Here is a 14394-nt window from a genome sequence, read left to right on the forward strand (position 1 = left end):
GCGGGCGGCGTCCTGGGGGTGCGCCGCCCGCCTCGCCGGTCGCGGTTCTTCGCTAGCCTGCCTGCGTGGGGGGAACCACGGGTGTTGAGGTCGACCCGTCCGGAGGACGGGTCCCGATGCGCCTGCGCGTGGCCTGGCTGCTGCTGATCGTGCTGGTCGCGGGCGCCTACGCCGTCGTCGCTTCCCGTCCGCCGCGCCCGCCGCAGACCGTCGCGGCGAGCCCGGTCACCGCCGCGGTGGACGCCCTTCTGGACCCGCGTCCGGATCGCGATCCGACAGCCCTGATCCCGGCGGACTTCACCGCCGTCACCGGCGTCGCCTACCGCCTGCGCACCGCTCCCGACGGGACGCTGCGCGCGATCAACCCCGAGGGCGGCTGCTCGGCCCCATGGGGCGACACGGCCACCCGCTGGGACTACACGGTCGGCTGCCAGGCCCACGACCTCGGCTACGACCTGCTGCGCTACGCCGCCGCCACCGGCGTCCCCGTCGACGCCGAGCGCCGCCGCGCCCTGGACGAGCGCCTCTCGCTGGACATGCACGCCCAGTGCGCGCTCAACCCGCGCGACTCGGCCGGGCTCTGCCAGGTCGTGGCCTCGCTGTTCACCGTCGGCCTCGTCGTCAACTCCTGGCACCAGAGCTGGGGCCCGCCCGCCAGCGAGCCGATGGGGGTGTGGGGCCTGGTGCTGGCCATGGTGGTGGTGCTGCTGGCGGTGCGGCTGCCGGTCTTCCGGCGGCGGCCCCGGCCCGCGCCGCGTCCGCCGCCCGCGCCGGTCGAGGGGGCCGCCTACGTCTCCCTGGTCGGGGTGGGCGCCCTGGCCGGGCTGGTCCTGGCCGAGACGGCGCTCGCGTTCGCCCCGCCCGCCGCCGGGCCGGTGTCGGCGCTGTGGCCGATGACCTGGGCGCTGCAGCTGGTGCCGCTGTTCTTCTTCGCCTGCGGCCACTGCACCCTGCACGCCTGGCGCGCGGGCGGCGGCTACGGCCGTTACCTGGCCGGGCGGCTGTGCTGGCTCATCCGGCCGGTGTTCGCCCTGGTCACCGCGTGGCTGGCGGTCCCGCTGTCGCTGGAGCTGTTCGGCGCGCCGCCGGAGGTGGCCACCGCGTTCGGCAGACTCGTCGCGCAGCCGCTGTGGCTGCTGGGCCTGTCGCTGGTCGTCGTCGCCGCGGTCCCGCTGCTGCACGTGCTGCACCGCGCCGCCGGGACCGGCGCGGCCGCGTTCTGGCTGGTGCTCGTGCTGGCGCTGGAGCTGCTCGGGCCGGGCACCCTCACCGACTACGCGGCAGGCGTGGCGCTGGCGCTGCTCTTCGCCCAGCTCGCGCACGCCTACGCCGACGGCGTGCTCTGGCGGGTCCCGCGCCCGGTCCTGGTCGGCGTGGCGGTCTCGGCGCTCGGCGCGCTGGCGGCGACGACCGCGCTGGGCTGGGTCGATCCGATGCTCATCGCCGAGCCCGCGGGCACGCCCAGCTTCGTGCCGTCGGCCGCGGGGGTGCTGCTGCTCGGGCTCGCCCAGGTCGCGGTCGTGGCGCTGCCGCGGGTGCGGCGGGTCGGCGCTGCCGCCGAGCGCGCGGTGCGGATCGTGCGCACCGCGCCGATGACGGTCTACCTCGGCTACCTGTGCGCGGCGCTGCTCGTCGCGGGGATGGTCACCGCCGTCGCCGGGCCGGGCGTGCCCGCGGCGTGGCTGACGCGTCCGTCGACGCTGCTGGCCATCGGCCTGGTGGCCGTGCCCGCCGTGCTCGGCTTCCTGCTCTTCGAGTGGAAGTCCGCGCCCGAGGGCGGCTTCGCCGACGGTCTGTCCCGCTGGGATGGCGTGGCGGCGGCCCTCGGCGTCGCCTACGCCGCGCTCGGGGTGATCGGCTTCGCCGCCGGGCCGGGCTCGGCCGTGCTCGGGCTGCCGCTGGACCCGATGGCGGGCATCATCCACCTGTTGCTCGGGTGGTACCTGCTGCACTCGGTCCGCGTCGGCACCAGTTCGCTGCCCGGACCGTGGCTGCTGGCCGCGCTGGCCTGCGTGCCCGCGGCGTTGGCCCGGCCGAGCGCGGCGGGGTTCGCCCTGCACGGGGCCACCGTGGCGCTTGCGGCCGTGGCCGCCGCGGCCTGTGGCGCACGCCGCAAACCGCAGGTGGCCGACCGGGCGGACGCGAGCGTGTGTCAGGCTAGCGGGCAACCCGAGGGCGCTTGAGCACGTCTGTTCTTACGGGCCATGGAGGGAGTAGGGCGTGGAGTACCGGCCGCCGAGGTCAGGCAGTCGCGGGGGCGAGCGGCGCCCCGCCCCGCAGCCTGAGCGCCGTCCGCGCCCCACCGGCCAGCGCCCGGTGGAACAGCCCCGCCAGCGCGCGGGCGAGCCCCGGCAGCGTCCGCGCGTGGCCGACCTGCGCACCGAGCGCATCGCGCCCAAGCAGGCCCCCAGGAGCCCCGCCCGCAGGCCCGCCCCCCCGCCGCCGCCGCCGCGCGGCGGCGGACTGGTCGCTGGCAAGGTCGTGCTTGGCGTCGTCTCGGCGCTGGTGCTGGCCGCGACGGGCTACTACTGGCAGGTCGCCGACGACTTCTCCGACGGCCTGGCCACCACCGACGTCATCGCCGCGGGCCCGACCGAGCGGCCCGCCGACGGCGCGATCGACATCCTCATGGTCGGCATGGACAGCCGCACCGACGCGCAGGGCAACCCGCTGTCGGAGGAGCAGCTGCGGATGATCAACGCCACCGCCGAGGACGGCGTCCTGAACACCGACACGATCATCCTCATCCGCATTCCCAACGACGGCAAGAAGGCCTACGGCGTCTCCATTCCCCGGGACTCCTATGTGGACATCCCGGGCTACGGCACCCACAAGGTCAACTCCGCCTATGTCCGGGCGAAGAACCAGTCCCGCAAGGACCAGCAGGCCGCGGGCGTCAGCGACGAGAAGGAACTGGAGCGCACCGCCAACCGCGAGGGCGCCAAGAACCTCATCGCCACCGTCGAGGAGCTGACCGGCGCGACGGTCGACCACTACGCCGAGGTCAACCTGCTCGGCTTCTACGACATCACCAACGCCGTCGGCGGCATCGAGGTCTGCCTGAAGAAGTCGGTCAAGGACCGCTTCTCGGGCGCGAACTTCAAGGCGGGCAAGCAGACCATCAAGGGCGTGGGCGCCCTCGCCTTCGTGCGCCAGCGCCACGGCCTGCCCAACGGCGACCTCGACCGCGTGGTGCGCCAGCAGGTCTTCATGTCCGGGATGGCCCGCAAGGTCTTCTCCCAGGAGATGATCCTGCCCGGCTCGGACAAGCTGAGCGCGTTGCAGACGGCGATCAAGAAGTCCGTCGTGCTGGACGAGGGCTGGAACGTCATCCAGTTCGCCCAGCAGATGGTCAGCTTCACCGGCGGCGACCTGGAGTTCCTCACCATCCCGCACGGCCGCATCGACCTGGAGACCGGCGACGGCTCGGCCATCGAGATCGACCCGGCGCAGGTCCGCGCCTTCGTCGCGGGCCTGCTCGGCGACACCCCCGCCGCCCCACCCGCCGAGGACGCCGCCACCGCCAAGCCGACCGTCACCGTCTTCAACGCCAGCGGCCGCACCGGCCTGGCCGCCCAGGTCTCCCAGCAGCTCCAGTCCGCCGGCTACACCATGGGCGACCCCGGCAACGCCACCGGCCGCGCCGACACCGTCGTCCGTCACGCCGACGGCGAGTCGGCGGGCGCCGAGGGCGTCCGCAAGGCCCTGGGCGGCGACTACGCGGTCGAGCCGGACTCCAACCTGGCGGCGGGCCAGGTGAGCGTCCTGCTGGGCGAGGACTTCCAGTCCACCCAGTCCCTGGCGGGCGAGCGCCCGCTGACCCTCAACGGGGCCAGGGCCGCGGCCCAGCAGCCCGCGGGCCCGCCCTGCGTCAACTGACGCGGTCGCCCGGCCGGTCCGTGGACCGGGCCAGCCGCTGAGCCCCTGAAACGCGGACGCGGGCCACCCCCCGTCCGGGGTGGCCCGCGGCGCGCGGACGGATCAGAACTGGAGCGCCCAGCTGTCGATCCGGCCCGTGTCGGCGCGTGCGACGTCGCGCACGCGCAGCTTCCAGGTGCCGTTGGCGGTCTCGCCGGAGGCGTTGACCGTGTAGGTGGCGATCACGTCGTCGGCGGAGTCGGAGCTGGAGGAGTTCTTCAGCCGGAACGCGGTGCCGTCCGGGGCGACGAGATCGATCTGCACGTCGCCGCGGAAGGTGTGCAGGATGCTGACGTCGACCTTGAGGTCGGACGGGGCGTTGCCGCTGACGCCGGAAACCGTGATCGGGGACTCGACCGTGGTCAGGTCCGGGATCGCGACGTCGGTGCCGTTCTCGAAGCGGGGGTCGGGGTCGGGGTTGGTGCCGCCGCCCTCGCCCGCCAGGGTCCAGACCGAGTGGGCGATGGCGTCGCTGTTGCGGTCGAGGGCGGTGGCGTTGACGTTGTTCGTGCGGTCGCAGGAGCGGTGGTAGCACGGGTCGTAGGCCTGGCCGGACGTGCCGCCCCACTTCTGCGCCTGGGCCGCGGTCTTGATGCCCTCCGCGCCGGTGAACGTGCCGCCGACGGGGATGCCCGCGCGGGCGAACGCCGCGTGGTCGGAGCGCCCGCCGACCGAGGTCAGCTCGGTCTGCACGCCGATGGAGCTGAAGTAGCCGGTCAGCGTCTGCTGCAGCGCCAGGGAGCCCGCGGGCTGCCCGGAGGCGCTGTAGACGAAGTAGGCGGGGTTCGGCGAGCCGATCATGTCGAAGTTGAGGTAGGCGTCGATCTGCGCCTTCTCCGCGGTGCTCAGGCTGTTGACGTAGTTCGTCGACCCGACCAGGCCGACCTCCTCGGCGCCCCACCAGCCGAAGCGGATGTGCTTGTCCGGGGCGAGGTCGGCGGCGGAGATCTGCAGGGCGACCTCCAGCAGCCCGGCGCTGCCGGTGGCGTTGTCGTTGATGCCCGCGCCCGCGGTCACCGAGTCCAGGTGCGCCCCGGCCATGATGATCGCGTTCGGGTCGCCGCCCGGCCAGTCGGCGATGAGGTTGTAGCCGGTGGCGCCGCTGTAGGTGAACTGCTTGACCGAGGTGGTCCAGCCGGCGGCGTCGAGCTTGCCTTTGACGTAGTTCACCGAGGCGAGGTAGCCGGGCCTGCCGTGCGCCCGGTTGCCGCCGTTGTTGGTGGCGATGGTCTGGAACTGGTTGAGGTGGGCCTGCACGTTCGCCAGGGAGATGTCTGGCGCCGCCGCGGGGGCCGCGTTGGCCATCGGGACGAGGAGCAGCGCTCCGGTGAGCGCCACGCCGGCCGCGATGGGCAGGAGGGATCTACGGGACATGGTTGCTGCCTCCAGCAGGGTAAGGGGGACAACCGTGCTGGATCGTGACGCAGGTGGCGTTCACTCAGTAGGGGTCGAACGTGGGTTCTCATTGCCATTTCCGCATGTGGGAATCGGACACCCCGGACACGGCGGACCGTGCGGGTGCCCCGGCGCGGGGCCGCGCGGCGAGATTCCAGGGCGGGCCCGCTACGCCGCGACCAGGACCGGGCGGCGCGCGGCCGGGACCGCGACGGTCACCGGGCGGGCGGTGGCGCGCAGCATCCGCGCCAGGACTCCGAGTTGCAGCACGAACATCGAGCGCTGGAACACCCCGCGCAGGTCCTGCACGGCCTCGGGCATGACTCCGAAGTGGCTGGTGAGGAACAGCAGCAGGATCACGCCCGCGCCGAGCGTGCCGCGCAGCAGCCCGCGCCGGGCCGCGTCGCCGTGCGGCAGGCGGACGGCCACCAGCAGCGCGGCGACGGGGACGAGGAAGAACGCCACCCCCGCGGCGTAGCGGTGGATCTCGGCTGAGGCGGTCAGCGGCCCGCTCTCGTTGGTGGGGAACACCGCCACCAGCACGCAGCACACCGCGACCACGCCCAGAGTCCACCGCAGCGGGCGGTGCCCGCGCGCGGCGACGCCCACGCCCGCCGCGCCCGCGGCCATGCACAGCACGCTCGCGCCGAACATCCAGCCGTAGCCGTCCACGAAAACCAGCGCCGACAGCGTCGATCCGACGGCGTCGATCTGTCCACTCCCGACGATGTGCACGCCGAGCATGAGCACCGCCGACAGCACCAGGCCGGTATAGCCCAGCGCGAGCCCCCTGGAGCGCGTCGGCGCCCCGTTCTCCCCGTGAATGTCCACCCCGCCGACGGTCGCGGAATCCGCGGCCGGCATCCATCCGGAACACTCCCGAGAGGTCTCGGGGGTTACCCCTACCCCCGGTCGCGGCAGACCACCCGCATGGGTCTAGACCACCAAAGGGTGGCTCACTACTGTGCTCGGAGAACGCCCAGTACGAGCACCTTCGCGCAGGCGGGAGTCCCCATGCGGTGGCAGGCAGGCGACCCAGGACGATCGACGCTGGCCGCGACGGCGCTCGCCGTCTTCGCAGGCCTGGTCAGCGGGCCCGCCGCCGGGGCGTCGGCGCAGGCGGCCGACATCGCGGTGATCCCGCGGCCGGTGGTCCTCGAGCGCCCGGCCGGGGCCGCGCCGTACGTGCTGACGCGCTCGGCGGCCATCATCGCCCGCGGTGACGCGGTCGCGGTGGGGGAGCGGCTCGCCGAGCAGCTGCGCAAGTCGACCGGGTTCCGGTTGCCGGTGCGGCGAAGCGGACCGGGCATCCGGATCACCGTCGACCCGAGCGCGGACTACACCGTCGACGGCGCCGCGCCCGCCCCGGAGTCCTACGTGCTCGACGTCGACCGCCGCGGGGTGGAGATCACCGCGCGCACGGCGCACGGCGCGTTCAACGGCGTGCAGACGCTGCGGCAGCTGCTGCCAGCGTGGGCGGAGTCGCCGCGCCCGGTCGCCGCGGACTGGCGGGTGCCCGCCGTGCGCATCGAGGACGCCCCGCGCTTCGTCTACCGCGGCATCATGCTCGACGTCGCCCGGTCCTTCCAGGACGTGGCCGAGGTCAAGCGCCACATCGATGCGCTGTCGCGCTTCAAGATGAGCGTGCTGCACCTGCACCTGGCCGACGACCAGGGCTGGCGCATCGAGATCACCAACGAGGGCCGCGCGCCGGGTGACCCGATCGACTACACCGCGCTGACCCGCGTGTCCGGCAAGACCGCGATGAACCAGCAGGGCCACAAGTCCGAGCTGGGGCGCACCGGGTACTACACGCAGGCGCAGTACCGCGAGATCGTGCGCTACGCCCGCGAGCGGCACGTGACCGTCGTCCCCGAGGTCGACGTCCCCGGCCACACCAACGCCGCCCTGCACGCCATCCCGCAGCTCAACACCGACCGCTCGCTGCCCGCCCGCGACCCGGGAACCGGTGTCGTGGACTGGAACGGCACCGGCGCGGTCGGCTACTCCGCGCTCGACGAGCGCCTCGACCTGACCTACACCTTCGTCTCCCACGTCTTCCGGCAGCTGGCCGAGCTGACCGGCGGACCGTATGTCCACATCGGAGGCGACGAGTCGCACGCGATGGGCCACGAGCGCTACGTGGACTTCGTCACCCGGGCCGTGCCCGCGGTGCAGGCGGCGACCGGGGTCGGCACGATGGGCTGGACCGAGTACGCCGAGGCGGGTCTGTCGCAGGGCCCCGGCTACTGGGACGGCTCGGTCGTGCAGTACTGGATCGGCTCCGGCGACTGGGTGCGCGACTTCGTCGCCAAGGGCGGCAAGGCCGTGGTGTCCGCCGCCGCGGCGTCCTACTTGGACCAGAAGTACACCAAGGACACCCCGATCGGCCTGACCTGGGCCTGCAAGGGGATCTGCGACTTCCCCGAGTACTACGCCTGGGACCCGACCACCACCGTCTCCGGCGGCATCCCGGAGTCCGGGGTGCTCGGCGTGGAGGCCCCGCTGTGGTCGGAGACCATCCGCGGCGTCGAGCAGGCCCAGTTCATGGCCTTCCCGCGCGCCGCCGCCGTCCTGGAGACGGGCTGGTCGCGCGCCGAGCACAAGGACATCGCCGACTTCAGCCTCCGCCTGGCCCAGCAGGGCCCGCGCTGGACGGCGGCGGGCACCAACTTCTACGAGAGCCCGTCGGCCCGCTGGTCGGCCACCACCGCGGGCACCGACGCCGAGGTCCGCCACGGCCACCGCGCCGCCCACCCGATCGGCCTGGTGGCCGCCCCCGGCACCACCCTGTCGGCCGACGGCGCCCAGATCCTCACCCCGGGGACCCCGCTGACCGCGACCGCCACCTGCGCGGGCCGCGCCCTCCCTGTCACCTTCACCCAGACCCGCCCACGCGACGGCCTGCACAGCACCGGCCTCTACACCGCGACCGTCACCACCGCCTTCACCCGCCCCACTACCTGCGTCCTCACCCCGTCGGCGGGCCCGCCCAGCACGATCCGCGTCACCACCACCCGGCGCACCCCGGCCGACCCGGCACCGGCCACCCCCACGATCACCCTCCCGGCGACGGCGGCCGCCAACACCTGGGTCCCCCTCGCGCTGAGCGGCTTCACCCCCGACCACGTCGAGATCCGCCTCGACGGCGTCCCCGCCTACACCGTGCGCCCGAACGCCGCGGGCGTCTTCGCCCGGCACGGCCTCATCCCCGCCACGACGACCCCGGGAACCCGCACGGTCACCGCCGTGCAGGGCGAGCTGACCGCGACCACAACGGTCGAGGTCAGGTAGCTCAGAACAAGGGGTGGTTGCGCACCTCGGGCGCCAGGTCCGGGTGCTTGATCCCGCGCAGGGCCTGCTGGGCGGAGTTGTAGCCCTCCTCGCCGCCCGCCCAGCGCCACGCCCACGCCGAGGGCTTGCCCACGACCAGCCGCAGGTGCGGCTCGGACAGCTCCGGGCTGCCCATCGCCGAGAACGCCGCGGCGAACAGGTTGTGCGCCTCGATCGCCCTCGGGTGCGGGCGGGCCGCGGCGAGGTAGCGCTGCGACAGCTCGGCGATCTCGCCGGGGACGCCGGACCTGGGGTTGCGGAAGGTCTCCCAGCGGGCGTTCAGCAGTGCCCCGTCGGCGTTCTTGCCCGCGGCGAGGAACTCCGCCGCCTTCGCCCGGCACCCCAGGAAGTGCGCCAGCACGACCAGGGCGGCCCTCGGGTCGCCGGAGCCCGCGGCGCGGGCGGTGGCGCGGGCGAAGGCCAGCGCGTCGGTCGGCGCGAGCGTGGACACCCGGGTGCGGTGCCCGGTGTAGAAGGTGGGGCACCGCTTGGCGACCCGGCCCCACACGGCGTCGGCGTCGGCGGGGCGCAGGCCCGCCACGATCGACAGCGCCAGCTCGTGGGGCACCGGATCGGTGTCGACGTCCTCCGCGGCTTGGGCGAGCAGGCCGAACGAGCGGCGCTGGTAGGCCGCGGCCACCTTGAGCGCGTTGGGGTCCAGCGGCCCGTCGGCGATCACCCGCGCCTCGCGGAGCGCGACCGCCCCGGCCAGCAGCACCAGCTCCGGGTTGACCTCGTCCATGGCCAGTTCCAGCACCCGGTCGCCCGCGCCCACCAGGCGCTCGGCCAGCACCTCCAGGCGCAGCGAGCGGACCTCCGGCTGCTCGCGGGCCTCGGCGAGCACCGCGCAGGCAGGCCCGATGTCGCCGTCGGCGAGTTCGGCGAGCGCGGCGTCCAGGGTGCGGTCGTCCCACGCGCGGTCCCAGGACGGGTCCGTGGAGTTGTCCATCGTCGGTCCTCAGAGGTACTTGGCGGCGGCGGCCTGGTAGGCGCGCTCGCCGCCGATGTGGTCCCAGGGCGAGCACAGGTGGTCGTCCATGGCCCGCAGGTGCTCGGCGGCGTGGTCGGCCTGGCCCAGGGCGCAGAACACGACGGCGAAGATGTTGTGCGCCCGCGCGGTCTCCGGCAGCGCGGCGGGTCCGGCGAGGAACCTCGCCGAGGCCGCCACCAGCTCGTCCCGGTGCGGGCGCGCGTACCGGGCGAGGCTGACGTCGTGGTGCATCGCGCCTTCGAGCACGGCGTCGGCGATGACGGCGATGGCCGGGTGCCCGTCGGGGACGAGACCGACGGTCTCCCGGGCGAAGGCCAGCATGGCGGCCTCGTCACCGTCCCACTTGGGCGCCAGGGTCTGCAGCCTGCACTGCACGCCCACTGTGAGCGTGCGTCCGCGCCGCGCCAGCTCCGCCCAGATGTCGTCCTTCTCGGCGCGCTCGAACTCCAGGCCGCGGGCGACCGGGTCCAGCTCGCTCCACGGCACGGGGTCCTCCGGCAGCAGCTCCGCGGCCGCCCGCAGCGGGCCGATCGTCCGCGCGAGGTGGCTGTGGAAGACCGCGAACCGCTGCCTGCCGACGGTCGAGGCCCGCCCGGAGCCGCGCACGGCCCAGGCCTCCTGGACGAACACCGCGCCCGCCAGCAGCAGCAGATCAGGGTCGTTCGCCCCGGCCAGGCCGGTGATGTCGTCGCCGTGGCCGATCAGCGCCTCGGCCAGCTCCCCCACCCGGAAGACCCGGATCTCCGGCTCGGCCCGGCACTCGATGAGCACCGTGCGCGCCGCGTCCAGGCGTCCCTCGACCGCCTCGGCCACGGCGGCGTCGAGGACGGCGTCCGGCCAGTTCCTGCCGGTCGTGACCGTGCGCGCCGCACGGCGGTTCCTGCGCAGCCAGCCCATGGATGTCGCACTCCTGCCCGCGCCGGGCCCTGCCCGCGCGTCCCCCGGTGGCCCCGACGCCACCGCCCCAGATCGGGTCGGCTGACCCGAGGCGAGAACGTATCCCACGGCAGTCCGGAGTGGAAGCGCCTATCGGCCGAGCGCCGCCACGTGCGGTTCGGCCTGCTCGGGGGAGGACATCGCGGTGAACGCGGCGGCGAAGAGCCGGTGCGCCTGCGGGGTGCGCGGGTGCGGGCGGGCGGCGGCGAGGAAGCGCTGGGACAGCGCGGCGATCTCGGTGCGGATCGGGCTGGCGGTGCGGCCGAAGTACTCCCAGGCGGCGTGCCGCTCGGCGCCGTCGCCGGTCTTGCCCTTGGCGCGGTAATCGGCGGCCAGGCGCGCGCACAGGCGGAAATGGGCGTGGGCGACCAGCGCGATCCTCGGGTCGCCGGAGCCCGCGGCGCGGGCGGTGGCGCGGGCGAAGGCCAGCGCCTGCTCGGCGGGCAGCAGGTCCAGGCGGGTGCGGTGCGCGGAGTACAGCCGCGGGGCGCGGCGGATCGCCCGTTCCCACGCGCGGTCGCGCTCCTTCGGGGTCAGCACCGCGGTGACCCACTGCAGGAGGTCGTGCGGGACGGGGTCGGCCTCGATGAGCTCGGCGGCGTGGGTGAGCGGGCCGACGGCGCGGCGCAGGTAGGCGTGCACCATCCTGGCCGTCGGCTCAGCCGCCCGCTCGCCGGGCGCTTCGCCCGCCGCCGACTCGGCGATCACCTTGGCCTCGCGGACCGCGACCGCGCCCGCCAGCAGGAACAGCTCGGCGTCCACGTCGTCCATGGCCTGCCCGGTGATCCGCGCGCCGTGCCCGACGAGGTGCTCGGCCAGCACCTCGACCCGCAGCGAGCGCACCTCCGGCTCGGCGCGGGACTCGGCCAGCACGGTGCGGGCCGCGGTGAGCGCGCCCGCGAAGTCGGCGGGCAGGTCGGCGGAGTCGTCCAGCGACGCGGTGGCGGCGGCCAGGGCCGGGTCGTCCCAACCGGTCACAGGAACTTCGCCACGGCGCGCTGGTAGGCGGGTTCGCCGCCGACGCGGTCCCACGCGACGTCGAGGTGGTCGTTCATCGCCCGCAGGTGCGGGGCGGCGTGCGCGTCGCCCATGGCGGCGAACACCGCGGCGAAGGCGTTGTGCGCCCACGCGGTCTGCGGCATCGGGCGGGTGCCCGCCAGCAGCTTGGCCGAGGCGGTCGACAGCTCCGCGCGGGCGGGCCTGGCGTACTTGGCCACCGGGGCCTCGGCGTGCGCGGCCCGCTCGAACTGGGCCTCGGCCAGGATCGCCGCGGCCGGGTGGCCCTCCGGCGCGGCCGCGACCGCCTCCCTGGCGAAGGCCAGCATGTCGGCCTCGTCGCCGCCCCAGCGCGGGGTCAGCGTGGTGAGTCTGCGCTTGACCGCGACGGTCAGCGTCGGGCAGCGGCGCGCGACCTCGGCCCAGACGTCGTCGCGCTCGGCGCGGGCGGCGCCGAGGCCGCGGGCCACCGGCTCCAGCTCCGCCCACGGCACCGGGTCGTGCGGCAGCAGCCGGGCCGCGGCGCGCAGCGGGGCGACGGCGAGGGCGGCGTGGCCGCGGAACACCTTCTCGCGGGTGGCGCCCACGACCGCGGCCGAGCCGCGGATCGTCCACGCCTCCCGGGAGAACACCGCGCCGCTGAGCAGCAGCAGGTCCGGGTCGCCGACCCCGGCCACAGTGGCGACCCCGTCACCGAAGCCGACGAGCGCGGCGGCCAGCTCGCCGACGCGGAAGGCGCGGATCTCGGGGAGGTCGCGGCACTCGGCGAGCACCGTGCGCGCCGCGCCGAGCCTGCCGTCCTCGGCTTCGGCGACGGCGGCGTCGAGGACGGCGTCCGGCCAGCCGCGCCCCCGCGTCACCGTCCGCGGGGCGCGCCGGTTCCTGCGCAACCACCCCATGGCCGGGCACGGTACAGGTGATCGTCGGACGGCTGCCCGCAGCCCTCACCGCACCCGCGTCACCGCGAGGCGACCAGCCGCGCGTAGCGGGTGCCCGCGGCGAGCAGGATCAGCCCGGCGGCGATGAACACCGCCACCCGCGCGATGCCGTCCAGCGCGGACAGGTCGAACAGGACCAGCTTCGCCACCGCCGCGCCGACGAGCGCGAGCCCCGCCGCCCGCAGCGGCGTCGTCTCGATCCCCTTGGCCAGCAGCACGAGCGCGGTCGCCGCCCACAACACGGTGATCAGCACGTGCCCGACGAGGAACCCGGTCCGGTCGGGCACGGCCAGCAGCGTCGCGGTGAGCACGAGCGCGGCCGCGCCGTAGAGGGCGAGCGCGCCCGCGCTCAGCCACGGCCCCATGCTCCTGGCGGGCGACGGGATCGCCCCGGCCCGCCACGCCGCCCACGGCACCGCGACCGAGACGGCCAGCAGCAGCGCGGCCACCGCCAGCGCCCCGGTCCTGGGCACGCCCGGCTCGACCAGCAGGTGCGGCGGGATGTCGATGGGCAGCGCCCGCAGCGCGCCGAGCACGGCGAAGCCGGTCGCGCCCGCCAGCGTCACGCGGTCCCGGGTCCGCCAGGCGGCGGCGGCCAGCAGCAGGCCCTCGGCCAGCAGCACGCTCGTCATCACCGAGCCGTCGAAGTGCATCGCGGTCGCCTGGGCCACGGCCACCATGCCCGCCACCCCCGCGACCGGCTTGCCCAGCAGCACCCACACCGCGATCAGCACGGCGCCCGTCGCGGCCGCGATGACCGCGCCGCGCGCGTCGACGAGGACCGCCGCGGCCAGCAGCGTCGGCACGACGGCCACGGCCTGCGACGCCTGCGCCGCGACGTCCCCGGGAACCCGGTGCAGCCGCCACAGCGCGAGCACGACCGCGACGGCGGTGACGGCCAGCGCGGCCGCGGTGTTCTGCCACGTCGGCCCCACGACCCCGGAGGAGCCGATGGACGCCAGCACGGGCGGCACCCGCGCGATGAGCACGGTCGTCGGCCAGCGCAGCGGGGAGGCGGCGATGGTGCAGACCAACAGGAAGGCGACCAGCGTCGGGTCCGGCCCCCCGGTGATCACCGGCGCGCACACCGCGGTCGCCACGATGACCGCCGTCGCCAGGTGCTCGGAGTCCCACCGCAGCGCCAGCCAGATCCCACCCGCCGCGACCCCGACCGCCGCGCCCAGCCCCCCGAGCACCGGCAGGAACCCATACAGCGCGGTAGCGGCGATGACATCCAGGTAGAGCACCGCCAACCCGGTCGCCGCCAGCGCGAACGCCCCCGTCCGCGCCGCAGGCACCCGGTGCAGCCGCACCCCGACCCCCACCAGTCCCACCCCGAACGCCGCCCCGACCAGCACCCGGGGCACCGGCCCGAGCCACCCCCGCTGGATCGCGAGCACGAGCAGCAGCACCACACCGACGAGCGTGATCGCCCCACCCACCCACGCCAGCACCCGACTGCCCGCCCCCTCCGCGCTGAGCATCTCCCCCAGCGTCTTGCGCGGCGGCCCCGGCGGCACCGGCGGCGGCGGTGCCCACCCCGACGGCGGTCGCACCCACGCCACCGGCGGCACACTCGGATAGGGCACAGGCCCCCCGGCCCCGAACCCCGACGACCCGCCCCCTGCCGCGGCACCCACCGCAGACGCCTCCCCGCCCGCACCTGTCCACAGCCCCGATTCCGAGGCGGCCGCAGCCCCTTCCCGCTCGATAACCTGGCGGCGGGGGGCCGGATGCCCGGCGGCTAAATCGGGAGGCTCGGCGGTCGCGGGCGCGGCGCCCAGGGTGCGCAGCTCGGTGCTGACGGCGGTCAGCCGCCTGCCGAGGTCGTCGACTTCGCGGGCGAGGCTGAGCAGGGATTCGGTCATGTCGCCAGCCTGACCCGGC

10 protein-coding genes are annotated in these 14394 nt (G+C 75.1%); 3 read left to right on the forward strand and 7 right to left on the reverse strand.

What is annotated here, in order from left to right; translation table 11 throughout:
* The first annotated feature begins 116 nt into the window (after nt 1-116).
* Together ACFPM7_RS18345 and ACFPM7_RS18350 are read left to right on the forward strand one after the other, a co-directional pair.
* A complete protein-coding gene (locus tag ACFPM7_RS18345) occupies nt 117-2183 on the forward strand; it encodes a phospholipase (protein WP_378248860.1) in 2067 nt (688 codons plus the stop codon).
* Nucleotides 2184-2364: 181 nt separating this feature from the next.
* Entirely contained in the window at nt 2365-3879 is a 1515-nt protein-coding gene (locus ACFPM7_RS18350; RefSeq protein ID WP_378248861.1) for an LCP family protein, read from the forward strand.
* 102 nt (nt 3880-3981) lie between these two features.
* Here ACFPM7_RS18350 and ACFPM7_RS18355 read toward each other — a convergent pair whose 3' ends face one another.
* Complete coding sequence (locus ACFPM7_RS18355) at nt 3982-5292, reverse strand: M28 family peptidase (protein ID WP_378248862.1); 1311 nt, start codon at nt 5290-5292, stop codon at nt 3982-3984.
* Nucleotides 5293-5481: 189 nt separating this feature from the next.
* A complete protein-coding gene (locus ACFPM7_RS18360; RefSeq protein ID WP_378248863.1) occupies nt 5482-6144 on the reverse strand; it encodes a DUF998 domain-containing protein in 663 nt (220 codons plus the stop codon).
* Nucleotides 6145-6327: 183 nt separating this feature from the next.
* On the opposite strand from ACFPM7_RS18360, the gene ACFPM7_RS18365 reads away from it, so the two are divergent.
* Nucleotides 6328-8607 (forward strand): beta-N-acetylhexosaminidase, encoded by a 2280-nt coding sequence (locus ACFPM7_RS18365; RefSeq protein WP_378248864.1) that lies wholly within the window; start codon nt 6328-6330, stop codon nt 8605-8607.
* Nucleotide 8608: 1 nt separating this feature from the next.
* On the opposite strand, the gene ACFPM7_RS18370 is transcribed toward ACFPM7_RS18365, so the two are convergent.
* The 5 genes from ACFPM7_RS18370 to ACFPM7_RS18390 form a co-directional block, all read right to left on the reverse strand.
* The gene (locus tag ACFPM7_RS18370) at nt 8609-9595 is read right to left on the reverse strand and encodes a hypothetical protein (RefSeq protein WP_378248865.1); all 987 of its coding nucleotides are present in this window, start codon (nt 9593-9595) and stop codon (nt 8609-8611) included.
* A gap of 9 nt (nt 9596-9604) precedes the next feature.
* A complete protein-coding gene (locus ACFPM7_RS18375) occupies nt 9605-10534 on the reverse strand; it encodes a hypothetical protein (RefSeq protein ID WP_378248866.1) in 930 nt (309 codons plus the stop codon).
* 129 nt (nt 10535-10663) lie between these two features.
* On the reverse strand, nt 10664-11551 hold the full coding sequence (locus tag ACFPM7_RS18380; RefSeq protein ID WP_378248867.1) for a hypothetical protein: 888 nt from the start codon (nt 11549-11551) through the stop codon (nt 10664-10666).
* Entirely contained in the window at nt 11548-12468 is a 921-nt protein-coding gene (locus ACFPM7_RS18385) for a hypothetical protein (RefSeq protein ID WP_378248868.1), read from the reverse strand. Before ACFPM7_RS18385 ends, ACFPM7_RS18380 begins: the two co-directional genes overlap by 4 nt.
* Nucleotides 12469-12527: 59 nt before the next feature.
* Nucleotides 12528-14375 (reverse strand): DUF2339 domain-containing protein, encoded by a 1848-nt coding sequence (locus ACFPM7_RS18390; RefSeq protein ID WP_378248869.1) that lies wholly within the window; start codon nt 14373-14375, stop codon nt 12528-12530.
* Between the last annotated feature and the right edge of the window lie 19 nt (nt 14376-14394).

Source organism: Actinokineospora guangxiensis (genome assembly GCF_042657845.1).
Taxonomy (GTDB): domain Bacteria; phylum Actinomycetota; class Actinomycetes; order Mycobacteriales; family Pseudonocardiaceae; genus Actinokineospora; species Actinokineospora guangxiensis.